Here is a 23,179-nt window from a genome sequence, read left to right as displayed (position 1 = left end):
GATTGCCGTGCGGGCGCCCCTCGGGTGTTCACGGCCGTACGGGGCGGCCGTCCGGCCCGGCGAGCGCGAGAGCGGTGAGGAAGGCCCCCTGGTGCGGGTCGGCCCAGTCGTCGTTCTCCGTGGCGTCCAGGAGCGTCCAGATGCCCCACTCGACCTGCATGTAGCGCACGGCCACCGGCCACAGGGCCACCTCGGCCGCGGTCAGCGTGCAGTGGCGGCGGTAGGCGTCGTGGAAGACCGCCCATTCGCCGGGCGTGAACGGTCGCGGCGGGGCGCCCGGGGACTCGGTGTGGAAGAGCAGCAGCGCCAGCGCGAGGTCGAGCAGCCGGGGCGCGTACTCGGCGTTCTCCGGGTCGATCAGCACCGGGCCGCCCTCGGCGTAGACCAGGTTGTTCGCCTTGAAGTCCATCGACGCGACGACACGGGGCAGGCCTGCGTCGCGCAGGGCGGGCAGCAGATGCGTCATCAAGGTCCGCGACCACGGCTCCAGCCGGGCCGTCGCGGCCTCGCGGACCGCCGGGGCGTGGCGGGCCAGGGCGGGGCGCAGCGCGTCGAGCTCGGCTTCGAGGTCCGCCGCTTCGTGGTCCGGCCAGGTGAAGGCGGGGACCGCGGCGGGGCCGTCGGCGCTGTGGGCGTGTAGCCGTCCCAGCAGGTCGCCCGCCGCCTCGATGTCCGCCTCCGTACCGCGGTAGGGCCGGCCCTCCACCCAGGGGTAGGCCACCCAGTCCCCCTCGCCGATCCTGGCCGGGTTCGCGGCCGGCCCGTCGAGCGGGGTGACCACCGGGACGCCCCGCGCCGCCAGCGCGCGCGTCCAGCCGGCGACGGCCGCCGCCGCGGTCTGCGGCGAGGCGGCCTTCTTCAGCGCCGCTTCCGTACCGGCCACACGGCAGCGGAAGACCGGCGAGTGCGGGTGGACCGAGCGGGCGGGACGGTCGCCCTCGGCCACCCCGAAATGGACGAAGACGTCGGCGAAGGGCCGGGAGCGCGCGAGGGGCATGGCGGGGATCCTGTCCTGCCGGGAGACCCGGCCGCGGCGTGCGGGGCGGTCAACGGTCCCATGGCGGCGCCCACTTCGGCCACGCATATAGAGCGGTCCGCCCCGCCACCGAGGTGCGGTGACGGGGCGGACGCGGTGCCGGGAGCCGGCGCGGCTTACTTCAGGTAGCCGATGTTCTCGTAGCGCAGGTCCTGGAAGCCGTAGGCGCCGATGTTGGCCAGGTCCTTCTTCACCGCGTAGATGTCGGGACGCTGGTACAGCGGCAGCAGGTTGGCCTGCTGCCAGATCAGCAGGTCCGCGGCGTTGGCGTCGTCGATCGCCTGGGCCGGGTCGGTGTCGGCGGCGGCCTTGTTCATGGCCGCGTCCAGCTCGTCGCTGCCGACGCCGGTGTAGTTCTGCTGGATGTTGTCACCCACGGGCTTGGCGTAGATCGACTTGGTCGACGACACCGGGAAGGACGTGCCGAGCCAGGAGAAGGCCGTCAGGTCGAAGCTGCCGGTGTTGACGTACTTGTCGAAGAACTCCTGCAGCGGCACCGACTTGATGTTCAGCTTGATGCCGACCGCCTTGAGCATCGGCTGCATCAGCTTGCCCTCGTTGGCGGAGGTGCTGACGTTCGCCGGGATGACGAAGTCCAGCTCAAGGGTCTTGCCGCCCTTGGTGCGGAACTCGCCGCTCTGCTTCCAGCCGGCCTCGTCCAGCAGGCTCTTGGCCTTGGCCTGGTCGAAGGTGCCGATGCCGGTGGAGTTGTCCTTGTAGCCCTTCTGGTTGGTGACGAAGAAGTGGTTGTTCAGCGGCTTGGCGTCCCAGTCCAGACCCTGCAGGTCGGACTCGGCGATGGCCTGCCGGTTCAGGGCGGACATGATGGCCTGGCGGACCTTGACGTCCTTCAGCGCGCCGCGGGCACCGTTGAAGGTGACGTGGCGGTAGTTGGGGCCGGCCGCCTTGCGGATGTCGGCGCCCTTGACCTCCTTGGCCTGCTTGTAGGCGGCCGAGTCGGGGCCGACGTTGAAGAAGTCGACCTCGCCGTTGGCGAAGGCGCCGGCGGTGGCGTCCGAGTCCAGCGCGCGGTAGATGATCTTGTCCAGGATGGCCTTGTTGCCCCACCAGCTGTCGTCGCGCACGACGGTCAGGGTCTTGGTGGTCTTGTCGATGCCCTGGAACTTGAAGGCGCCCGCGGTGACCGGGAACTTGCCCAGGTAGCCGGTGTTGAAGCCGTCGGCGGTGCCGACGACCTTGGCCGGGTAGAGGGGGCTGAACAGGCCCTTCCAGTCACCGTAGGGGCTGGAGAAGGTGACCACGGCCTCCTGGTCGTTGGCGCCCTTGGCGACGCTGCTGATCAGCTCGTAGCCGGTGCTGGAGGAGATCTTGTACTTGGCGTCCTTGCCGTTCAGCGCCTTCCAGCTGGCCTCGAAGTCCTTCCAGGACAGCGGGGTGCCGTCGGACCACTTGGCCTTGGGGTTGATCTTGTACGTGACGACCTGCTTGCCGGCGGTGTCGGCGACCTCGGCGGAGGTCAGGTAGTCCGGGTTCGGGGTGACCGTGCCGGTGGCGTCCGACATCATGATGATCGGCATCACGGCGCGCTCGACGTCGTAGCCGTCGGCCAGGGTGCCGTCGATCTGGTTGTAGTTGAAGTTCTCGGCGATCTCGCCCAGCGGCCACCTCAGGGTGCCACCCTGCTTGAGCTGGTCGCGGTCGGTGGCCTTGATGTTGTTGACGCTCGACTTGGGCACCGAGTTCTTCTTGGACGCGGCGTCGCTCTTCCCGTCCCCGCCGCCGCACGCGGTCAGGGTCAGCGCGCTCGCCGTGGCCAGCGCCACCACGGCGACGGACATACGTGTTCTGTTCAACGGACTCTCTCTCCTCTTACGGGGTGGGAAATCACACGACGGTGACGGCGGCGGCAAAGTGGCAGGCCGCGGTGTGGTCGCCCGCCAGTCCGGTCGGTGCCGGGTCCTCCTCGCGGCACCGGCCGCGGTCGGACTCGTCGAGGGAGGCGAACTTCGGGCAGCGGTTGCGGAATCGGCAGCCGGTCGGCACGTCCGCGGGGCTGGGAAGGTCACCGGTGAGCAGGATGCGCCTGCGATCGCGCTCCTTGCGGGGATCGGGCAGCGGCACCGCGGAGAGCAGCGCTTGGGTGTACGGGTGGGAGGGTGCTTCGAAGACGGCCTCGGCGGCACCGAGTTCGACGATCCTGCCGAGGTACATCACCGCGATCCGGTCGGCGATGTGCCGCACGACGGACAGGTCGTGCGCCACGAAGAGGTAGCTCAGGTTCATGCGCGCCTTGAGCTCGTCCAGCAGGTTGAGCACACCGGCCTGGATGGACACGTCCAGGGCCGAGACCGGCTCGTCCAGGACGACCAGCTTGGGCTCCAGCGCCAGAGCCCGCGCGATGCTGATGCGCTGCCGCTGCCCGCCGGAGAACTCCGCCGGGAAACGGTCCACGTGGTCCGGGTCGAGGCCGACCTGGTTCAGCAGTTCCGGCACCCGGGCGGCGATGCGGTCCCGGGACCAGCCGTGGGTCTTAAGGGGCTCGGCGAGGATGTCGCCGACCGGCATCCGCGGGTCGAGCGCGGCCATCGGGTCCTGGAAGACCACCTGGAGGTCGCGGCGGAGCGCCTTGCGGTCGGCGCCCTTCAGGCCCCGGATGTCCTTGCCGAAGACGGTGACCGTGCCGGACTGCCCGGAGGGCAGGTCGAGGATCTCCAGCAGTGTCGTGGTCTTGCCGCAGCCCGACTCGCCCACCAGGCCGAGCGTCTCGCCCTCGCGGACGTCGAAGCTGATGCCGTCGACCGCGCGGACCTCGCCGACCTTGCGCTTGATGACCGCGCCGTGGAGCAGCGGGAAGTGCTTGACCAGCCCGTCGACCTCCAGCACCGGGGCGCGGTCCGCGCGGGGCACGGAGTCGGCAGGGGCCTGCGGCACGGGCGGTACCGGGTAGATGGTCGCGGGGTCGAGGGAGCCGCCCGCCACCAGCTCGTTGCTGCGGTGGCAGGCCGTGGGGTGGTTGCCCCCCTCGCGCACCGTCAGCTCGGGCTCGATGCGCCGGCACACGTCGATGGCGATGGGGCAGCGGGCCGCGAAGGGGCAGCCGGTCGGCAGGTCCACCAGCGAGGGCGGGTTGCCGTCGATCGGGGTCAGCGCGTGGCGCCCGCCGTCGTCGAGCCGGGGGATCGAGCCGAGCAGACCGATGGTGTAGGGCATGCGCGGGGTGTAGTAGACGTCGTCCACGGTCCCGGTCTCCACCGGGCGGCCCGCGTACATCACCTGGACCCGGTCGGCGAAGCCGGCCACCACGCCCAGGTCGTGGGTGATCATGACGATGGCGGCGCCGGTGACCTCCTGGGCCTTCTTCAGGACGTCGAGGATCTGCGCCTGGATGGTCACGTCCAGGGCGGTCGTCGGCTCGTCGGCGATGATCACCTCGGGGTCGTTGGCGATCGCCATGGCGATCATCGCGCGCTGGCGCATGCCGCCGGAGAACTCGTGGGGGAAGGCGTCGGCGCGCCGCGCCGGGTCCGGGATGCCCACCAGGTCCAGCAGCTCGATCGCGCGCTTGCGGGCGGTGTCCTTGTCCAGGTCCTGGTGGATCCGCAGCGCCTCGACGATCTGGTTGCCGACGGAGTAGACCGGGGTCAGCGCGGACAGCGGGTCCTGGAAGACCATCGCGATGTCCTTGCCGCGGATCTCGGTCATGTCCCGGTCGTCCAGCTCCAGCAGCTCGCGGCCGTGCAGCTTGACCGAGCCCTTGATGTCGGCGGTCTCCGGGAGCAGTCCGAGGACCGCGAGGGAGGAGACGGACTTGCCGGAGCCGGACTCGCCGACGATGCCGAGGACCTCGCCGGGACGCACGGAGAAGGACACGCCGCGCACGGCCCTGACCGGCCCGGCCTCGCTCGGGAAGGAGACGTGGAGGTCGGTGACCTCAAGGGCGGGGGGCGTCTCGCTCACGACGTGCGTCCTTCCTTGGACGTGCTCTTCTTGGTGGTGCGGGGTGCGCGGGCCTTGGCGCCGCTGGAGTTGGGGTCGAGGGCGTCGCGCAGGCCGTCGCCGATGAAGGCGATGGACAGGCAGATCAGCACCAGGCAGCCGGCCGGGAAGTAGAACAGCCACGGGAAGGACGGGGCCGCCGGGGTGCCGGTGGCGATGACCGTGCCCAGCGAGACGTCGGGGGACTGCACGCCGAAGCCGAAGTACGACAGGCTGGTCTCGCCGATGATCGCCGCGCCGACCTGGATCGTCCCGTCGATGATCAGCATCGAGGCCATCGACGGCAGGATGTGCCGGAAGATGATGACCGGCGCGGGCACGCCCATGTACTTGGCGGCCTTGACGAATTCACGGTCCTTCAGGGTGAGCGTCATGCTGCGGACCACCCGGCCGGTGATCATCCAGCTGAAGGCCGCCAGCAGCACCACGAACACCAGCCAGGTGGTGCCCTGGAACAGGGGCGACAGCACCGCGATGATCAGGAAGCTGGGCATGACCAGCAGCAGGTCGACCACCCACATCAGGGAACGGTCCGTCCAGCCGCCGAAGTAGCCCGCGCTGGCGCCGACCGCGGCGGCGACGAACGTGCAGATGAGACCGGTCAGGATGCCGATGACCAGCGACTTCTGCATACCGCGCGCGGTGAGTGCGAAGAGGTCGGAGCCGGTCTGGTCGGTGCCGAACCAGTGGCTCGCCGACGGCGGCTTCTGGAAGGCGGTGAAGTCGAGTTCGGTGTAGTCCCACTTGTAGAACAGCGGTGAGACGTACGCCATCAGGAAGAGCAGGACCAGCATGACCAGGCCGAACAGGGCCATGCGGTTGCGCGCGAAGCGGACGGCGGTGAGCCGGAGCCGGCTGCTCGCGCGGCGCTTGGCGGGCTGGTCGCCCGGCGCGGCGGCGGGCACTTGCGCCGGAGGTTGTACGGAGGGGGTCTGGACGGCCATGGGTGGAGGCTCCTGGGAACGCGGTTTCGGGGCGGCGGAGGGGTGCGGTGGGTCTCAGCGCACCCGTACGCGGGGATCGAGCGCCGCGTAGAGCACATCGGACAGCAGGCCGGCGATCAGGACCACGAACGCCGTGAACATGCCGACGGCGGCGACCGCGTTGACGTCGTTCGTGCTGATGGAGTTGACCAGCCACTCGCCCATGCCGTGCCAGCCGAAGATCTTCTCCGTGAAGGTCGCGCCGGTGAAGAGCAGGACGACGTTGTAGACCAGCAGCGGGACCACCGGGAGGACCGCGGTGCGCAGGCCGTGCTTCATCAGCGCCGCCCGCCGCGACAGGCCCTTGGCCCGGGCGGTGCGCAGGAAGTCGCTCCCGAGGACGTCCAGCATGGTGCTGCGCTGGTAGCGGCTGTAGAGGGCGACCTGGATGACGATCAGGGTCAGGCTGGGCAGCAGCAGGTGCTGCAGCCGGCTGGCGAGGATCTCCCCTGTCCCGGTCAGGCCGGGATCGTACTCGCCGGTGTACTCGATGACCTTGTGGCCCACGGCGTCGTTGATGTCGATCGCCCAGAGCTTGAAGGTCACCGCGATCACGAACACCGGCATGGCCAGCACGAAGAACGACGCCAGTGTGGTGACCCGGTCCGATGTCCGGTACTGCCTGATGGCCCCCCAGGCGCCCACCAGGACGCCGCCGATGGAACCCAGGATGGTGGCGATCAGCAGCAGGCGCGTGCTCACCCCGACGCGCCGGCCGAACTCGTCGTTGACCTCACCGCCCGTGACGGTCCGTCCGAGGTCCCCGTGGGCCACGCCGTTCGCCCAGTGGGCGAAGCGGACCACGACCGGGGTATCGGGGTTGAGGTTGTAGTCGTTCAGGGTGGCCGTCACCGAGGACGCGGCCACCGGGGGGTTGCGGCCCGCGAAGTTGGCCCGCGGGTTGAGGCTGATCGCCGCCAGGAAGTACGTGAGGGAAGCCGCGATGAGAACCAGCGCCACGTGGTTGATCAGTCGGCGCAGCAGGTAACGGCCCACGGCTCACACTCTCAGTCGGTTCGTTTCGAACAAATAACAAGGTTGAACTTTCTTCGCCGGCCGCGTCTGACATAGTTGTGTAGCACGGCCGAAACATTTGCACCCGGGCCGTCTGCGCAGGTCGTGCGCATTCCACTCGGGCTTGAAGGGTTGATGGGACTTTCGCAACCGAATTATGGCCGCGTCAACGAGCGCCGGTTCGTCGTGATGGATCCTTTATTTTTTTGGTCGAAATTTAACCCGACTATCGGGATAACCCTCATTGACGGGCCGGCGCATAGGGAAAACCCTCTGTCCCTCCTCGGGAACCCCCGGGCCGGTGAGCCGCTGTGCAATATGTACGGGTTTGCGATGTCATGGTGAGTCTCGTGTCCTTCATGGCGTAGAGAGCTCCCCGAGGAGGCATCCGATGCGACGGAGCGCGGCGAGGTGGGCCGCCGGCACGGCCGTGGCCGCCCTGGTGGCCACCGGCTGCGGGGGTGGGGGTGCAGGCGGCGGCTCGACCGGCGCCTCCGGGGTGTTCAGCGCCTCGTGGACCGATCCGCAGAATCCGCTGGAGCCCGCCAACACCAATGAGGTGCAGGGCGGCAAGGTGCTGGACATGATCTTCCGCGGCCTGAAGAAGTACAACCCGAGGACGGCGGCCGCCGAGAACGTCATCGCCGACTCGATCACCACCACCGACCAGCGGACGTTCAGGATCAGGCTCAAGGACGGCTGGACCTTCAGCAACGGCGAGAAGGTCACCTCCGGTTCGTTCATCGACGCCTGGAACTACGGGGCGCTGGTGACGAACAAGCAGATCAACGCGTCCTTCTTCCGGTACGTCGAGGGCTACGACAAGGTCCACCCTCGGTCCGGCAGGCCGGCCGCCGGGAAGCTCTCCGGCCTGACCAGGCAGGACGACCTGAACTTCACCGTCAAGCTCAACCAGAAGTTCTCCACCTGGCCCGACACCCTCGGCTACGCCGCCTTCATGCCGCTGCCCCGGGCGTTCTTCACCGACCACGCCGCCTGGCTGCGCAAGCCCGTCGGCAACGGCCCGTACCGCGTGGAGTCCTACACCAAGGGCCAGGGCATGCACCTGCGGACGTGGGCGGGGTACAAGGGCGGCGACGCGGCCGTCAACGGTGGCGTGGACCTCAAGGTCTACACGGACAACACCACCGCCTACACCGACCTGCAGGCCGGCAACCTCGACCTGGTCGACGACGTCCCCGCCTCCCAGTTGAAGAACGTGAAGGGCGACCTGGACGGCCGCTACCTCAACACCCCGGCCGGCATCATCCAGACCCTCGCCTTCCCGCTCTACGACAAGGCCTGGTCGGGCGAGAACTCCGAGAAGCTCCGCCAGGGAATCTCCATGGCGATCAACCGCAAGCAGATCACCCGGCAGATCTTCCAGAACACCCGCATCCCGGCGCGGGACTGGACCTCGCCCGTGCTCGGCGCGGACGGCGGCTTCGACGACACCCTCTGCGGCCGCACGTGCGACTACGACCCCGCCCGGGCCAGGCAGCTGGTCAAGGAGGGCGGCGGCCTCCCCGGAGGCACCATGAGGATCACGTACAACGCCGACAGCGGCTCCCACAAGGACTGGGTCGACGCGGTCTGCAACAGCATCAACAACGCGCTGGGCAAGGACGACGCCTGTGTCGGCGACCCCGTCGGCACCTTCGCCGACTTCCGCAACCAGATCGTCAACAAGCGGATGAAGAACCCGTTCCGGGCCGGGTGGCAGATGGACTACCCGCTGATCCAGAACTTCCTGCAGCCGCTGTACTACACCGACGCCTCGTCCAACGACGCGCACTTCAGCGACCCGAGGTTCGACGAGCTCGTCGACCGGGCGAACGCCGAGAGCGACACCGCCAAGGCCGTCGACACCTTCCAGCAGGCCGAGCGGATCCTGCCGCAGCAGGTCCCGGCGATCGCCCTGTGGTACCAGAACGGCAGCGCGGGCTGGTCCGGACGGCTCTCCGCCGTCGCCCTCAACCCCTTCAGCGTCCCCGTCTACAACCAGATCAAGGTCAGCTGACGCCCATGGGACGGTACGTCATCCGCCGTCTGCTGCAGATGATCCCGGTGTTCGTCGGCACCACCGTGCTGATCTTCGTCATGGTGTACGCGCTCGGCGACCCGGTCCAGGCCCGGTGCGGGGACCGCGCCTGCGACCCCGCCACGGCCGCGCAGATCCGCCACGACCTGTACCTGGACCACCCGCTGTGGCAGCAGTACCTGCACTACATGGGGCAGATCTTCCGCGGCGACTTCGGGGTGGCGTGGAACGGCCAGCCGGTCACCGAGCTGCTGGCCACCGCCCTCCCGGTCACGCTGCGGCTGACGGTCCTCGCCGTCCTCTTCGAGATCGTCATCGGCATCACCCTCGGCGTCCTCACCGGGCTGCGCCGCGGCCGTCCCGCCGACACCGCGACGCTGCTCGGCACCCTCGTCGTCATCTCCGTGCCGACCTTCGTCACCGGCTACGTGCTGCAGTACCTGCTCGGCGTCAAGTGGAACCTCATCGCGCCCTCGGTCTCCTCCGAGGCCCGGTTCGACGAACTGATCGTGCCGGCGTTCGTGCTGGCCCTGACCTCGCTGGCCTACGTCACCCGGCTCACCCGCACCTCCGTCGTGGAGAACGTCCACGCCGACTACGTCAGGACCGCCGTCGCCAAGGGGCTGCCGCGCCGCCGGGTGATCATCCGTCACCTGCTGCGCAACTCCCTCATCCCGGTGGTCACCTTCATCGGCACCGACATCGGGGCACTGATGGGCGGGGCCATCGTCACCGAGCGCATCTTCAACATCCACGGCGTGGGCTACCAGCTCTACCAGGGCATCCTGCGGCTCGACTCGGCCACCGTGGTGGGCTTCGTGACCATCCTGGTCATCGTCTTCCTCCTCGCGAACCTGCTGGTGGACCTGCTCTACGCCGTCCTCGACCCGAGGATCCGCTATGCCTGAGCCGCGCAACCACCCCGACGAGGCCATGGAGCCGGCCGGCGGGACGGGAGCCGCCATGGGCCTGGGGCAGGACGAGGCACGCACCCTGGAGCGGGCGCCCGGCCCCGGAACGGCGCCGCCCGCCCCGGCCGCCCTCCCCGGGGCGGACCGGCCGCGCAGCCTGTGGTCGGACGCCTGGCGGGACCTGCGGCGCAACCCGGTCTTCGTGATCGCCGCGCTGGTGATCCTCTTCCTCGTCGTCATCTCCGTCTGGCCACAGCTCATCGCCCCCGGCAACCCGCTCAGCTGCAACCTGGACAACTCCCAGAAGGGCTCCGCGCCCGGCCACCCCTTCGGCTTCGACACCCAGGGGTGCGACGTCTACACCCGGGTCGTCCACGGGGCGCGCGCCTCGGTCACCGTGGGCGTCTGCGCCACCGTCGGAGCGGCCCTGCTCGGCGCGCTGCTCGGCGGCCTCGCCGGTTACCACGGCGGCTGGGCCGACGCGGTGCTGTCCCGGGTGAGCGACATCTTCTTCGGCATCCCGATCGTCCTCGGCGGCCTGGTCTTCCTGTCCGTCGTCACCAGCACCACCGTCTGGCCGGTGGTGGGCTTCATCGTGCTGCTCGGCTGGCCGCAGATCGGCCGCATCGCCCGCGGCTCGGTGATCACCGTCAAGCAGAACGACTACGTCCAGGCCGCCCGCGCCCTCGGCGCCGGCACCACCCGTCTGCTGCTGCGGCACATCGCGCCCAACGCCGTCGCGCCCGTCATCGTCGTGGCGACCATCGCGCTCGGCACGTACATCTCCCTGGAGGCCACCCTGTCCTACCTCGGCGTCGGGCTGAAACCGCCCACCGTCTCCTGGGGCATCGACATCTCCCAGGCCTCCACCCAGATCCGCAACGCACCGCACATGCTGCTGTGGCCGGCCGGGGCGCTGAGCGTGACGGTGCTGGCCTTCATCATGCTCGGTGACGCGGTGCGCGACGCCCTCGACCCCAAGCTGCGCTGATGGACGGAGGAACGATGGCCGCCGCGGCCCGGGACGAGCCGCCCCTGCTCGACGTCCGCGACCTGCACGTGGAGTTCCGCACCCGGGACGGCGTCGCGCGGGCCGTCAACGGGGTCTCCTACGCGGTGCGTCCCCGTCAGACGCTCGCCGTGCTGGGCGAGTCCGGCTCCGGCAAGTCCGTGACCGCGCAGGCCGTCATGGGCATCCTCGACTCGCCGCCCGGGTTCGTCACCCGCGGCGAGATCCTCTTCCGCGGCGAGGACCTGCTCACCATGGGCGCCGAGGAGCGCCGCAAGGTGCGCGGCGCCAGGATGGCGATGATCTTCCAGGACGCGCTGTCCGCCCTCAACCCCGTGCTGACCGTCGGCGAGCAGCTCGGCGAGATGTTCCGGGTCCACCGGGGGATGTCCCGCAAGGACGCCCGGGCCAGGGCGGTGGAGCTGATGGACCGGGTGCGGATCCCCGCGGCGCGCGAACGCGTCGGGCAGTACCCGCACCAGTTCTCCGGCGGCATGCGCCAGCGCATCATGATCGCGATGGCACTGGCCCTGGAGCCCGAGCTGATCATCGCGGACGAGCCCACCACCGCGCTGGACGTCACCGTGCAGGCGCAGGTCATGGAGCTCCTGGCCGAGCTGCAGCGCGAGTACGGCATGGGCCTGATCCTGATCACCCACGACCTCGGCGTGGTCGCCGACGTCGCCGACCACATCGCGGTGATGTACGCGGGCCGGATCGTGGAGACCGCACCGGTCCACGAGATCTACAAGCGGCCCGCGCACCCGTACACCAAGGGCCTGCTGGACTCGATCCCGCGCCTGGACCAGAAGGGCCGGGAGCTCTACGCGATCAAGGGCCTGCCCCCGAACCTGCTGCGCATCCCCACCGGCTGCGCCTTCCATCCGCGCTGCCCCCTGGCCCAGGAGGTGTGCGCCACCGACGAGCCGGAGCTGTACCGGATCAGCGCGCGGCGGGGCAGCGCCTGCCACTTCTGGAGGGAGTGCCTCGGTGAGCACCAGCGGTGAGCCCGTGCTCCAGGTGCGCGGGCTGTACAAGCACTTCCCGCTCACCCAGGGGATCCTCCTCAAACGGCAGATCGGCGCGGTGAAGGCGGTCGACGGCGTCGACCTCGACCTGTACCGGGGCGAGACCCTCGGCGTCGTCGGCGAGTCCGGGTGCGGCAAGTCCACCGTGGCCCGGCTGCTGGTGCACCTGGAACGGGCCACCCGAGGGCAGATCCTCTACAAGGGGCAGGACATCACCAAGTTGTCGGGCAGGGCCCTGAAGGCCGTGCGCCGGAACATCCAGATGGTCTTCCAGGACCCGTACACCTCGCTCAACCCGCGGATGACGGTCGGCGACATCATCGGCGAGCCGTACGAGATCCACCCCGAGGTGGCCCCGAAGGGTGACCGGCGCCGCCGGGTGCAGGAGCTGCTGGACGTCGTCGGCCTGAACCCGGAGTACATCAACCGCTATCCGCACCAGTTCTCCGGCGGGCAGCGGCAGCGCATCGGCATCGCCCGCGGGCTGGCGCTGCGGCCCGAGGTGATCGTCGCCGACGAGCCGGTCTCGGCGCTGGACGTCTCGGTGCAGGCGCAGGTCGTCAACCTCATGGAGAGGCTGCAGGACGAGTTCGACCTCTCCTACGTCTTCATCGCGCACGACCTGTCCATCGTCCGGCACATCTCGGACCGGGTGGCGGTGATGTACCTCGGGCGGATCATGGAGACCGGCGACGGCACCCAGATCTACGAGCACCCCACCCACCCGTACACCCAGGCGCTGCTGTCGGCGGTGCCGGTGCCCGACCCCGGGGCGCGCGAGCACCGCGAGCGCATCATCCTCAGCGGTGACGTCCCCTCGCCGGCCAACCCGCCGTCCGGCTGCCGCTTCCGCACCCGGTGCTGGAAGGCGCAGGAACGCTGCACGCTGGAGGTGCCGGAACTGGCGGTGCCCGCGGTGTTCCGCGGTGTGGACTCCCCGGCGGCGCACGACAGCGCGTGCCACTTCGCCGAGGAGAAGACGGTGGTGCCGCCCGAGCCGCCCGGCGGGTGAGCCACGGAAAGGCACGGCCGGCGAGTGAGCCGAAGGGGCGCGGCCGGTGCCGAAAGGGAGAGCACGCGGAGGTCCCGAGGAACGAGGGACCGAGCATGGTCGACCGTCGGCGTCGGCTGGGGCGCACCAGAGGCGAACCGAGCCACGGAAAGGCACGACCCGCGCCCGGTGGTGCAGGGGTGTGGGCGCGGGTCGGGCTCCGAACGGAGACGTCTGTCGGCCCGGGTCAAAGGGTCCTGTCGGCGGGCGTCTCCTCGGCCGCGGCGAGCGCGGGGTCGAGGACGACGTCCTCGCCGCGTGCCGCGGTCGTCGGTTCCTCGGGGAAGTGGCACGCGCTCAGGTGCCCCTCCCGGTTCCCCTCCAGGCGTACCAGGGGCGGTTCCTCGGTCGCGCACTTGTCCTGCGCCTTCCAGCAGCGCGTGCGGAAGCGGCAGCCGGACGGCGGGGAGACGGGCGAGGGGACGTCGCCGGCGAGCCGGATCCGCTCGTTCGCCTCCCGCTCGTCCGGGTCCGGCTCGGGCGAGGCGGACAGCAGGGCGTGGGTGTACGGGTGGCGGGGCCGTTCGTAGATGTCCCGGCGGTCGCCGACCTCCACGATCCGCCCGAGGTACATCACGGCCACGCGGTGCGAGAAGTGCCGCACCACCGCGAGGTCGTGGGCGATGAAGAGGAAGGCGATCCCCAGTTCCCGCTGCAGGCGCTGCAGCAGGTTGACCACCTGGGCCTGGATCGACACGTCCAGCGCCGACACCGGTTCGTCCGCCACGATGAGCTTGGGCCCCAGCGCCAGTGCCCGGGCCACCCCGATGCGCTGCCGCTGGCCCCCGGAGAACTCGTGCGGGAAGCGGTTGTAGTGCTCGGGGTTGAGGCCCACGGTCTCCAGCAGCTCGCGCACCCGCTTCTCGCGGCCGCCCGGCGGGTTGATCCCGTTGATCTCCAGGGGCGCCGACACGATGTGCCCGACGGTCTGCCGCGGGTTGAGCGAGGCGTACGGGTCCTGGAAGATCATCTGGATCTCGGAGCGGATCGGGGCCAGCTCCTTTCGCGAGGCGTGCGTGATGTCCCGGCCCCGGTAGGCGATGCGTCCCGCGGTGGGCTCCAGCAGCCGCGTCACCAGCCGCCCGGTGGTGGACTTGCCGCAGCCCGACTCGCCGACCAGGCCCAGGCTCTCGCCCTCGGCGACGGCGAGGTCGATCCCGTCCACGGCCCGCACGTCCGCCACGTGGCGCTTGACCAGGAAGCCGCTCCGCACGGGGAAGTACTTGCGCAGGCCGGTCACTTCGAGCAGCGGGCTCATGGTCTCCCTCGGCGTGTCGTCCTGCTGCGGGGCGCTCACCGCGCACCTCCGCCCAGCCGCGGCCGGATCTGCCCGGCGAAGATCTCCCGCTTCCGGTCCTGGCCCAGGTGGCAGGCGGAGCCGCGCCGCTCGCCCTCGGGGATGCCGGGCCGCTCGGTGGCGCAGCGCCCGCCGGCGACCTCCTCGGTGAAGGTGCACCGCGGGTGGAAGGGACACCCTGAGGGCGGGTTGAGCAGGCTGGGCGGTGTGCCGGGGATCGGGGACAGGGGCAGGTCCACCGGCGCCGACAGCCGCGGGATGGAGGCCAGCAGGCCCCAGGAGTAGGGGTGCTCGGGCGTCTTCAGGATCTCGCGCACGGTGCCGCGCTCCACGCAGCGCCCCGCGTACATCACCATCACGTCGTCCGCCGTGTTGGCCACCACGCCCAGGTCGTGGGTGATGATGACGATCGCCGTGCCCGTCTCCCGCTGCAGGTCCTTCAGCAGGTCGAGGATCTGCGCCTGCACGGTGACGTCCAGGGCCGTCGTCGGCTCGTCCGCGATGACCAGCGCCGGGTCGCAGACCAGCGCCATCGCGATCATCGCGCGCTGCCGCATGCCCCCGGAGAACTGGTGCGGGAAGTCGTCCACCCGCAGCCGCGGCTGCGGGATCCCCACCCGGGCGAGCATCTCGACCGCCCGCTCCCGCGCGGCCTTCTTGGAAGCGCCCATGTGCTTCATGTACGGCTCGGCGATCTGCCGGCCGACCGTGTAGTACGGGGAGAGCGCGGTCAGCGAGTCCTGGAAGATCATCGCCATCTTCCGGCCGCGCAGCCGTTCCAGGGTCCGTTCGGGGGCGCCCGTCAGCTCCTGCCCGTCCAGCACGATCTCGCCGCGGATGGTGGTGTTGCGGGGGTTGTGCAGACCGAGGACCGCCAGGTTGGTGACCGACTTGCCGGAGCCGGACTCGCCGACGATGCCCAGGGTCCTGCCGCGCTCCAGGTCGAAGGAGAGCCCGTCGACGGCCTTGACCACGCCGTCCTCGGTGGCGAACTGCACGTACAGGTCACGGACCGACAGGAACGGCCCGGACGGCGCGGGGTCCCCGGGCCCGGGCGGCCCCGCCTCGGTCTTGGTGAGGATGTTCAACGGTGCTTCTCCTCTGCGTGCCGGGGAGCGTCCCGGCTCACGAAAGCCTGATCCGGGGGTCGATGAGGGCGTAGGCGGCGTCGACGACGATGTTGCAGGCGACGATGATCGTGGCGCCGATCAGCATCACGGCCATCTCCAGCGGCAGGTCGCTGCGGAGCACGGCCTGCACGGACAGCAGGCCGAGGCCGTGCAGTCCGAAGGTGACCTCGGTGATGATCGCGCCGCCGAGGACCGCGCTCAGGTCGATGCCGAAGATGGTGATGATGGAGGCGGCGGCGCCGCGCAGCGCGTACCGCAGGAACACGTAGCGGGAGGACATGCCCTTGGCGCGGGCGGCCCGGATGTGGTCCTCGGACATCTGCTCCACCATCAGCGAGCGGGTCTGCCGGCTGTAGTTGGACCAGAAGATCACCGACAGCACCATGCAGGGCAGGATCAGCCCCTGCACCGAACCCCACGGGTCGTGCGACCAGTCCGGGTCGTGTCCGCGGTCCAGCAGGTGCCAGCTGCTGGCGAACAGGCCGATGGCGATCGGTCCGAGGAAGTAGATCTGCACGGAGTTGCCGACCAGCGAGACGCCGCTGGCGATCCGGTCGAAGGCCCTGCCCTGCTGCCAGGCGGAGATCAGCCCGAGGCCGACGCCGACGCACAGGAAGACGGTGGCGCCGCCGACCGCCAGCGACAGCGTGGTCGGGTAGCGGTCGGCGATGGTGCCCCAGACGGGTTGCTGGTCGGCGAAGGAGTAGCCGAAGCACGGCGCCGGGCAGTACCCGATGGGCATGTCGCGGCCGGCGAAGATGCCGACCATGAAGTGCCAGTACTGGGTCCAGATCGGCAGGTCCAGGCCGAGGTTCTTGCGGATCAGGGCCACGTTCTGCGGGCTGCAGTTCTTGCCGCAGGACAGCAGCGCCGGGTCGGAGGGCAGGAAGAAGAAGAGGAAGTACGTGATGGCGCTGATCAGCAGCAGGATGACCAGCGCGCCCAGCACACGGCGTACCAGGAAACGCAGCATGGGTCAGGCTCTCCGTCGGTTCCGTCGGGGCGCCGGTCCCGGCCCGGGGAGAGGCCGGGACCGGCGTGTCTGCGCGGGGACTACTGCTTGACGAAGATCGTGTTCGGGTTGATGGTCCCGTAGACCTCGTTGTAGGTGACGCCGCCGAGGCCCGAGCCGTGGATGTTGAAGTACTTGTCGAAGATGAACGGGATCTGCGACGTGTCGTTCTTCAGCACGTACTCGGACAGGGTCCGCCACTCGTCGTTCTGCTTGTTGATGTCCGTGATCGCCAGGATGCGGTCGATCTCGGAGTTGACGTGCTCGTCGTTGAGGAACGAGTAGTTGTTGGTGCCGTCGGCGAGGTTGCGGCCGTCCAGGGTCGGCGGGACCACGGTCGAGGCGCTGGGCCAGTCCGCGCCCCAGCCGGTGCGGTAGATGTCGTACGGGGTGTCGAGCTTGCCGACGACCGTGTAGTACGAGGTCGGGTCGATGGCCTTGCGCTGGACGTCGAAGCCGGCCTTCTCCAGGGCCTTCTCGATGGTCAGCGACACGTTCTGCCAGCGCGGGGTGTTGGCGTAGGCGTAGGAGAGCTTGACCTTGCCGGTGACCCCGGCATCCTTCAGCAGCTCCTTGGCCTTGTCGACGTCACCGGTGGGCTTGTCGAGCTTGCCGAAGGGGTCGTACTTCTTCCAGCCGGCCACGGTCGGGCTGATCAGGGTGGTGCCGAGCTCGCCCTGGGCGCCGCCGCCGAAGGCCTGCTGGACCTGGGTCATGGGGAAGGCGTACATGATCGCCTGGCGGATCTTCGGATCCGTGATCCGCTTGGTGTTGATGTTGATGACCTCGACGTACGGCTGGTACTGGTTCACCGTCCGCGACTTGTACTGCGCGTCCGTCGTCAGGGTCTGCATCTTCGACGGGTCGGAGGAGCCGGACAGGTTCACCGCGTACTTGTCGTTGCCGTCCTCGGCCGCGAGCCGGTTGGTCAGGCCCGGTTCGGCGATGCCGAGCTGGAAGTTCCAGCTGTCCGGGTAGGCGTTGCGGATCGGGTCGGTCTTCGGGTCCCAGTTGGTGTTGCGCTCGAAGACCAGCTCCTTGCCCGGCTTGTAGCTGGCGATCTTGTACGGGCCGGTCGCGACCGGGTGGTTGTTGTACTTCTGCTTGTCGTCCTTGGCCTTGGGCACCGGCGAGATGTTGGGCATCGCGGCCGCGTAGGGCGTGTCGGCGTGGGCTTCCAGGAAGTGGAAGACGATGGTCTTGTCGTCGGGGGTGTCGATCTTGTCGGAGGGGATCTCCTTGCCCTCGTACGGGCCGGTGTACGCCTTGCGGTAGTCGGCGCCGTAGAGCCACTTCTGGATGTACTGCGGGCCCTGCGTCTGGTAGTCGGCGAAGAGCCGCTCGATGCCGTACTTGACGTCCTTGGAGGTGACCGGGGTGCCGTCCTCGAACTTCAGGCCGTCCTTGAGGGTGAAGGTCCAGGTCTTCGCGCCGTCGGAGGACTTGCCGGTGTCGGTGGCGAGGTCGCCCACGAGGATCGTCTTGCCGGTCTTGGCGTCGATCTTGTAGCCGGTCAGCGAGCGGTTGTAGAGCAGCTGGACCGACAGCTGGTCACTGACGTACTGCTGGCCGGGGTCCAGGTAGTCGAAGCCCGCCTGGTCCAGGTCGTACGCCGTGCCGCCCTTCGCGGCCCCCGGGACCTCCGGGGCGGGGCCCTTGGAGTCGGCGGCCGTGCCGATGCCGAAGTTCTGCACGGTGGCCTGCTTGCCCTCGCCGCCGCCGGTGCCCGTCCCCCCGCCGCCACCGCTGCTGCATGCGGCGGACAGGGTCAGAGCCCCCAACGCCAGGAACGCGGAGGCGTAACGCGCCTTGCGAATTCTCATTGATCCCTGCCTGTCAGTGAACCGAACTGCGGATACCGACGCGCCCGGTCTCCCCCCACAGGGGCCCGGCGCGGCGGCTTGGACACCTAGCGCACGGTCTTGGGATCGAGTGCGTCCCGGACCGAGTCCCCGAGCAGGTTGAAGGCGACCACGAAGATCACCATGGCGATGCCGGGGAAGAACATGAAGGTGACGTCGGATTCGTAGTACGCCGCGGCCTGCTGGAACATCAGTCCCCAGTCCGGGGTGGGCGGCAGGATTCCGACGCCGAGATAGGAAAGGCCCGCCTCGGCGGTGACGTTCACCGGGAGCAGCAGGGTCGACTGGACCAGGATCGTGGACCAGATGTTCGGCAGCAGTTCCCTGCGGATGATCCGCGCCGACGAGGCGCCGCTGATCCGCGCGGCCTCGATGAACTCGCGCTCGCGCAGGCTCAGCACCTGGGCGCGCACCAGCCGGCCCACGCTCATCCAGCCGAGGACGAACTGGACGATGACCAGCGCCGCGATGCGCACGTAGGTCGGCTCCTCGTCGCGCGGGGAGACGAAGAGGGCCACGATCACCGGCGTGAAGGCGATGAAGAACAGCTGCTGCGGGAAGGACAGCATCAGGTCCGAGAACCGGCCCACGAGGTAGTCGGTGCGCCCGCCGAGATACCCCTGGACGAGCCCGATGAGCACGCCGACGACGACGGAGACCGTGGTCACGGCGAGGGCGATGCCCAGCGAGGTGCGGATCCCGTAGATCAGCAGGGTGAACACGTCCCGGCCGAGCTGGGGTTCGAGCCCGAACCAGAAGTCGCCGTCGATGCCGCCGTTGGGCTTGAGCGGGATCCCGTAGCTGTTGAGCAGGCCCAGGTCCTGGCCGTACAGCTCGTAGGGGTTCTTGCCGTACACCTTGGAGATCAGCGGCGCGGCCAGCGCCACGACGAGGTAGAAGAGCACGACGCCGGCGCAGACCATTCCGGTGCGGTCGCGGCGGAAGCGCATCCAGGCGAGCCGGCCCGGGGAGCGCCCGACGAGTTCGGAGGGTTCCTTGCCGGTGCCCTCGACGGGGGCGGGCGCCGGCGCCTCTGCCGGAACGGGTTCCGGCCGGTTCGCGGCCGTGCTCGGACTGGACATGGTCATCTGCCCCCGCACCAAGGAGTTTTGGTGGCGCATGTGAACGCCCGTGGCTAGCTAGCCGGTATTGGGCAATGGATTTGGCGGCCAGTCAAGGGGGTGAAGCGATCGGGAGACAAGATCGCCGTTATCTTGGGGCAAGGTTTTGGATATCGTCGCGAACGCGTGCTTGACAGCTTCCGCGAACCATCCGCGAATGCGGAGGATTCAGGATGAAATTCTTTTACACGCAGGCAACTTGATCGACGCATCACCGATATACGGACGCGCCACGCTGAGCAGCGTACGGCCGTGCGGGTGCCGTGGGCCGGCCGGGGTGATCACACATCGCCCCGGCCGGCCGCCGTACGTCCGCGGTGAACGCTGGACCGGCCCGGTACGTATCCCCTCGGAAGGCCAAAGGACAGTGCTGCCGGAGGGGCCGGGGAGGTGGCCATGCGGCAGGCGTATCGGCTCGGAGGAACGGTCTGTGCCGCCCTGGCGGCCGCCGAGGCGGCCTGGCTGGGCCAGGACCTCGTCCAGTTCCGGGCGGAGGGCGCCGTCAGGGTGTGGGCGGGTCTCGCGGTACCCGTCGGCGGGGCGCCGTTGGTGACCTCCACGGTGGACCTGCTGCTGCTCGGGCTCTACGTGGCCGCCGCGGTCGCGTCCCTCAAGCCCGGCGGCGTCGGGGTCCTCGGGGCGGCCGCGGTGCTCACCCTGGCGCTGCGCACTCCCACGGCGTACCTCCTGGCCCCCTCCTCGGGCGGCAGCCCGCCCGGACTGCAGGGAGCCCTGCTGGTGACCGCGGGCGGGCAGATCGCCGGTGCCCTCGTACTGCTGGTCGTCGTACGGCGCACCGGCGAGGACGCGCCAGCCCCGCCGCGGCCCGCGGCGGGCGTGCTGGCGGGGATGCTGCTGCTCGTGGTGGCGCTCATCACCGGCGTCCTGGAGTTCTCCCGGCGGTCGGACCCGGCGGTGCCGCTGCCGCCGGGCTTCTTCTGGCGCACCGTGGGAGGCGGCTACCTGGTGGACTCCCAGCTGGGGGCGCCCTACGAGTGGCTGGTCTGGGCGACGGCCGGCCTGGCCGCGGCCGCGGGCCTCGCCGCGTTCGTACGGGCCCCGTTCGCCCGGCCGCTGGGCATCTGTGTGGCCGGGCTGCTCGCCGTGACCGCGGTCCCGGTGATCGGCACCTCGAGGATCGACGCCCCGGGCGCCGACGACTTCGCCGCCGCCTTCGCGGTGGGCGCCGCGCTGGTGGTGACGCTGCTGCTCGTCCCCGGCGACCTGGCGGCGGTGGGCGTGCCGGGCGGCGATCCGTACGTGGAGGCGGAGGTCCCCACGGCGGCGGACAACCTGTCCATGCCGCTGTACGAGCAGACCGCCGTCCTCCCTGTCTTCGGCTCCTACCCGCAGCCGCCGCCGCCCGGCCCGGCCTCCGAGGCGCGGGCGGCGTACCTGCAGGACCCGCCCTAACCTGTCACGACGCCCAGGGAACGCTTCAGGAACGCGACCTGGAGCAGGAGCAGGTTCTCGGCGACCTCCTCCTGCGGCGTCATGTGCGTGACCCCGGACAGCGGGAGCACCTCGTGCGGGCGGCCCGCGGCCAGCAGTGCGGAGGACAGCCGCAGGGTGTGCGCGGCCACCACGTTGTCGTCGGCGAGGCCGTGGATGATCATCAGCGGCCGGACCTCGTCCGCCGGGTCCGCCAGTCCGGCGTCGGTGACCAGGGAGTTGGCGGCGTACACCGCCGGCCCCTCCTCGGGGTGGCCGAGGTAGCGCTCGGTGTAGTGCGTGTCGTACAGCCGCCAGTCGGTGACCGGCGCGCCCGCCACCGCGGCGTGGAAGACGTCCGGGCGGCGCAGCACGGCGAGCGCCGCCAGGTACCCGCCGTACGACCAGCCGCGGATGCCCACCCGGGTCAGGTCCAGGGGGTAGCGGCCGGCCAGGGCGTGCAGCACGTGGACCTGGTCGTCGAGCGTGACGCCCGCGAAGTCGCCGGCGATCGCCTTCTCCCAGGCGGGGGAGTGCCCGGGGGTGCCCCGGCCGTCCGCGACGACCACCGCGAAGCCCTGGTCGGCCAGCCACTGCGCCTGCAGGTAGCCGCGTTGGGCGCTCACCACCATCTGGCCGTGCGGCCCGCCGTACGGGTCCATCAGCACCGGCAGGGGTCCGTCGCCCTCCCGGTGCCCCGAGGGGAGCAGCACCGCCGCCGGGACGCCGCGCTCGCCCGCGCTGACGAGCACCGGGCGCGCGGTGAGGACCGGGGTCTCGGCGTGCGAGGCGATCTGCGTCACCGGCTCGCCGTCCCGCAGCACCCGGACGGCCGTGGCGGCCGACTCCAGCGACGCGGACGACAGCACCGTCACGGCCCCGGCGCGCACCGCGGAGTGCACGCCCGGGCCGCCGCTCAGCCGGACCGCTCCGGCGGGGCCTCCGTCGGCGCGGTACACATGGATCTCGCCGGTCTCCGGGTCCTTGGCGCCGTGCCCCGCCGAGGCGGACAGCAGGACGCCGTCGCCGTCCGTCCCGAGCACCGCACGCACGTGCAACTCCGGTCCCGTCCAAGGCTGTTCACCGACGAACAGCGCTCGCGAGCCGTTCTCGTCGGAGATCCGCACGAGGCGCTCGCCGGACAGCCAGGCGGGCACCCCGGGGAAAAGATCAAGCCAGATTTCATCGCTGTCGCGGTGCACCTCCCGGGTGCCGCCGGTGGCGGTGTCCACCGTCAGGTACAGCTGCTCGCGCTGGTCCCGGGTCTGGACCAGCAGCAGCGGCGGGCCCGCCGCCGACCAGTGCACCTGAGCGAGGTACGGATAGCGCTCGCGGTCCCACTCCACCGGCGTCGTCGCCCCGTCCAGCGTCAGCAGGACCAGCGTGACCTCGGCGTTCGGGGTGCCGGCGGCGGGGTAGGCCACCTCGGCGGGCGGCTGCGCGGGGTTCGCGGGGTCGGCGATCCACCAGCGGCCGACCGGGGACGCGTCCACGCGGGCCGCCAGTACGGAGGCACCGTCCGGGGCCCACCAGTAGCCGCGGCTGCGGGACATCTCCTCGGCGGCGATGAACTCCGCCAGCCCGTAGCCGACGTCCGGGCCCTCGGGCTCGGCCAGCGCCCGGTCCTCGCCGCCGTCGGCGTCCACCACGCGCAGCGCGCCGTCCGCCACATAGGCCACCCGGCGGCCGTCCGGCGACGGACGCGGGTCCACCACGGGGCCCGGCACGGCGATCTCCCGGGCCGTGCCGGCCCGCAGCTCCGCCGTGAAGAGCCTTCCGGACAAGGCGAACGCGGCCAGCTCCACCGCGTCGTCGGTCGCGTAGCCGACGATTCCCGCCGAACCTTCCCGGCTGCGCTCCCGGCGCGCCCTCTCCTGCGGCGACAGTTCCTCCGCCGCGCCCGACAGCAGCACCCCGGGGTCCGCCGCGACCCGCTCGGCGCCGGACTGCGGGTCCAGCACCCACAGCAGGTGCGAGCGGTCGGTGCCGGAACGGGAGCGCAGGAAGACGATCCGGCCGCCGTCCGGCGACACGGTGAAGGCGCGCGGGGCGCCGAGCGAGAACCGCTGCGTGCGGGCGTACTGCCGCGGGAACGAGAGCGCTTGCGTCATGGGGGGAGTGTGCCACCGCCCGCGGGTGAGCCCGGCGCACGCCAACCACGAGATCCGGCCATGCGCCCCCGCGTGCTCCCGTGCGACGAGCTATGCGGTGCGCCACAAAGTTATGATCCACTGCCGAGAGTGGGTAACAACCGGTTGGCAAGTGCTGTCGGACTCTGAGGCCCTGGAGGTGTGCC

At 70.3% G+C, this 23,179-nt stretch carries 17 protein-coding genes; 6 read left to right on the top strand and 11 right to left on the bottom strand.

Features of this window, described 5'->3' with window-relative positions; translation table 11 throughout:
* Positions 1-28: 28 nt before the first annotated feature.
* The 5 genes from ACFYYN_RS04845 to ACFYYN_RS04825 all read right to left on the bottom strand — a co-directional run bounded on the left by ACFYYN_RS04845 (position 29) and on the right by ACFYYN_RS04825 (position 6,972).
* A complete protein-coding gene (locus ACFYYN_RS04845; protein WP_500544677.1) occupies positions 29-997 on the bottom strand; it encodes a phosphotransferase enzyme family protein in 969 nt (322 codons plus the stop codon).
* A 155-nt stretch (positions 998-1,152) separates the two neighbouring features.
* Positions 1,153-2,850 carry an ABC transporter family substrate-binding protein gene (locus tag ACFYYN_RS04840; RefSeq protein ID WP_500544676.1) on the bottom strand — a complete coding sequence of 566 codons (1,698 nt, stop codon included), beginning with the start codon at positions 2,848-2,850 and terminating at the stop codon, positions 1,153-1,155.
* Positions 2,851-2,881: 31 nt separating this feature from the next.
* A complete protein-coding gene (locus tag ACFYYN_RS04835) occupies positions 2,882-4,954 on the bottom strand; it encodes an ABC transporter ATP-binding protein (RefSeq protein ID WP_500544675.1) in 2,073 nt (690 codons plus the stop codon).
* Entirely contained in the window at positions 4,951-5,937 is a 987-nt protein-coding gene (locus tag ACFYYN_RS04830) for an ABC transporter permease (RefSeq protein ID WP_499513759.1), read from the bottom strand. Before ACFYYN_RS04830 ends, ACFYYN_RS04835 begins: the two co-directional genes overlap by 4 nt.
* A gap of 54 nt (positions 5,938-5,991) precedes the next feature.
* Positions 5,992-6,972, bottom strand: a complete 981-nt coding sequence (locus ACFYYN_RS04825; RefSeq protein ID WP_499513760.1) for an ABC transporter permease — start codon at positions 6,970-6,972, stop codon at positions 5,992-5,994.
* 409 nt (positions 6,973-7,381) lie between these two features.
* On the opposite strand from ACFYYN_RS04825, the gene ACFYYN_RS04820 reads away from it, so the two are divergent.
* The 5 genes from ACFYYN_RS04820 to ACFYYN_RS04800 are packed head-to-tail and all read left to right on the top strand — an operon-like array spanning position 7,382 to position 12,991.
* The gene (locus ACFYYN_RS04820; RefSeq protein WP_500544674.1) at positions 7,382-9,010 is read left to right on the top strand and encodes a peptide ABC transporter substrate-binding protein; all 1,629 of its coding nucleotides are present in this window, start codon (positions 7,382-7,384) and stop codon (positions 9,008-9,010) included.
* A gap of 5 nt (positions 9,011-9,015) precedes the next feature.
* Positions 9,016-9,939, top strand: coding sequence for an ABC transporter permease (locus ACFYYN_RS04815; protein WP_500544673.1), 924 nt, complete (start codon positions 9,016-9,018; stop codon positions 9,937-9,939).
* Positions 9,932-10,933: an ABC transporter permease gene (locus ACFYYN_RS04810; protein WP_500544672.1), complete on the top strand. Its 1,002-nt coding sequence runs from the start codon at positions 9,932-9,934 to the stop codon at positions 10,931-10,933. Before ACFYYN_RS04815 ends, ACFYYN_RS04810 begins: the two co-directional genes overlap by 8 nt.
* On the top strand, positions 10,933-11,958 hold the full coding sequence (locus ACFYYN_RS04805) for an ABC transporter ATP-binding protein (RefSeq protein WP_500544671.1): 1,026 nt from the start codon (positions 10,933-10,935) through the stop codon (positions 11,956-11,958). Before ACFYYN_RS04810 ends, ACFYYN_RS04805 begins: the two co-directional genes overlap by 1 nt.
* Positions 11,942-12,991 carry an ABC transporter ATP-binding protein gene (locus ACFYYN_RS04800; protein WP_500544670.1) on the top strand — a complete coding sequence of 350 codons (1,050 nt, stop codon included), beginning with the start codon at positions 11,942-11,944 and terminating at the stop codon, positions 12,989-12,991. Before ACFYYN_RS04805 ends, ACFYYN_RS04800 begins: the two co-directional genes overlap by 17 nt.
* A 226-nt stretch (positions 12,992-13,217) precedes the next feature.
* Here ACFYYN_RS04800 and ACFYYN_RS04795 read toward each other — a convergent pair whose 3' ends face one another.
* The 5 genes from ACFYYN_RS04795 to ACFYYN_RS04775 form a co-directional block, all read right to left on the bottom strand.
* Entirely contained in the window at positions 13,218-14,288 is a 1,071-nt protein-coding gene (locus tag ACFYYN_RS04795; RefSeq protein WP_500328048.1) for an ABC transporter ATP-binding protein, read from the bottom strand.
* A gap of 35 nt (positions 14,289-14,323) precedes the next feature.
* On the bottom strand, positions 14,324-15,415 hold the full coding sequence (locus ACFYYN_RS04790; RefSeq protein ID WP_500544669.1) for an ABC transporter ATP-binding protein: 1,092 nt from the start codon (positions 15,413-15,415) through the stop codon (positions 14,324-14,326).
* A gap of 37 nt (positions 15,416-15,452) precedes the next feature.
* On the bottom strand, positions 15,453-16,430 hold the full coding sequence (locus ACFYYN_RS04785) for an ABC transporter permease (protein ID WP_500544667.1): 978 nt from the start codon (positions 16,428-16,430) through the stop codon (positions 15,453-15,455).
* A gap of 80 nt (positions 16,431-16,510) precedes the next feature.
* Entirely contained in the window at positions 16,511-18,292 is a 1,782-nt protein-coding gene (locus tag ACFYYN_RS04780) for an ABC transporter substrate-binding protein (protein ID WP_500544666.1), read from the bottom strand.
* An 86-nt stretch (positions 18,293-18,378) separates the two neighbouring features.
* Positions 18,379-19,413 carry an ABC transporter permease gene (locus tag ACFYYN_RS04775; RefSeq protein WP_500544665.1) on the bottom strand — a complete coding sequence of 345 codons (1,035 nt, stop codon included), beginning with the start codon at positions 19,411-19,413 and terminating at the stop codon, positions 18,379-18,381.
* 435 nt (positions 19,414-19,848) lie between these two features.
* Here ACFYYN_RS04775 and ACFYYN_RS04770 point away from each other — a divergent pair, with 435 nt between their 5' ends.
* On the top strand, positions 19,849-20,865 hold the full coding sequence (locus ACFYYN_RS04770; RefSeq protein WP_500544664.1) for a hypothetical protein: 1,017 nt from the start codon (positions 19,849-19,851) through the stop codon (positions 20,863-20,865).
* Here ACFYYN_RS04770 and ACFYYN_RS04765 read toward each other — a convergent pair.
* The gene (locus ACFYYN_RS04765) at positions 20,862-22,994 is read right to left on the bottom strand and encodes a S9 family peptidase (protein WP_500544663.1); all 2,133 of its coding nucleotides are present in this window, start codon (positions 22,992-22,994) and stop codon (positions 20,862-20,864) included. The genes ACFYYN_RS04770 and ACFYYN_RS04765 overlap by 4 nt on opposite strands.
* Between the last annotated feature and the right edge of the window lie 185 nt (positions 22,995-23,179).

The organism is Streptomyces sp. NPDC001902 (assembly GCF_042891295.1).
In the GTDB taxonomy this organism is placed as follows: domain Bacteria; phylum Actinomycetota; class Actinomycetes; order Streptomycetales; family Streptomycetaceae; genus Actinacidiphila.
The sequence above is the reverse complement of the archived record's forward strand: the minus strand, read 5'-3'. Positions and strand labels throughout refer to the sequence as shown.

Coding starts and splice junctions, on each gene's coding strand:
- ACFYYN_RS04845 (WP_500544677.1), bottom strand. CDS start 997: ATGCCCCTCGCGCGCTCCCGGCCCTTCGCCGACGTCTTCGTCCATTTC.
- ACFYYN_RS04830 (WP_499513759.1), bottom strand. CDS start 5,937: ATGGCCGTCCAGACCCCCTCCGTACAACCTCCGGCGCAAGTGCCCGCC.
- ACFYYN_RS04820 (WP_500544674.1), top strand. CDS start 7,382: ATGCGACGGAGCGCGGCGAGGTGGGCCGCCGGCACGGCCGTGGCCGCC.
- ACFYYN_RS04815 (WP_500544673.1), top strand. CDS start 9,016: ATGGGACGGTACGTCATCCGCCGTCTGCTGCAGATGATCCCGGTGTTC.
- ACFYYN_RS04810 (WP_500544672.1), top strand. CDS start 9,932: ATGCCTGAGCCGCGCAACCACCCCGACGAGGCCATGGAGCCGGCCGGC.
- ACFYYN_RS04805 (WP_500544671.1), top strand. CDS start 10,933: ATGGACGGAGGAACGATGGCCGCCGCGGCCCGGGACGAGCCGCCCCTG.
- ACFYYN_RS04795 (WP_500328048.1), bottom strand. CDS start 14,288: ATGAGCCCGCTGCTCGAAGTGACCGGCCTGCGCAAGTACTTCCCCGTG.
- ACFYYN_RS04785 (WP_500544667.1), bottom strand. CDS start 16,430: ATGCTGCGTTTCCTGGTACGCCGTGTGCTGGGCGCGCTGGTCATCCTG.
- ACFYYN_RS04780 (WP_500544666.1), bottom strand. CDS start 18,292: ATGAGAATTCGCAAGGCGCGTTACGCCTCCGCGTTCCTGGCGTTGGGG.
- ACFYYN_RS04775 (WP_500544665.1), bottom strand. CDS start 19,413: ATGTCCAGTCCGAGCACGGCCGCGAACCGGCCGGAACCCGTTCCGGCA.
- ACFYYN_RS04770 (WP_500544664.1), top strand. CDS start 19,849: ATGCGGCAGGCGTATCGGCTCGGAGGAACGGTCTGTGCCGCCCTGGCG.
- ACFYYN_RS04765 (WP_500544663.1), bottom strand. CDS start 22,994: ATGACGCAAGCGCTCTCGTTCCCGCGGCAGTACGCCCGCACGCAGCGG.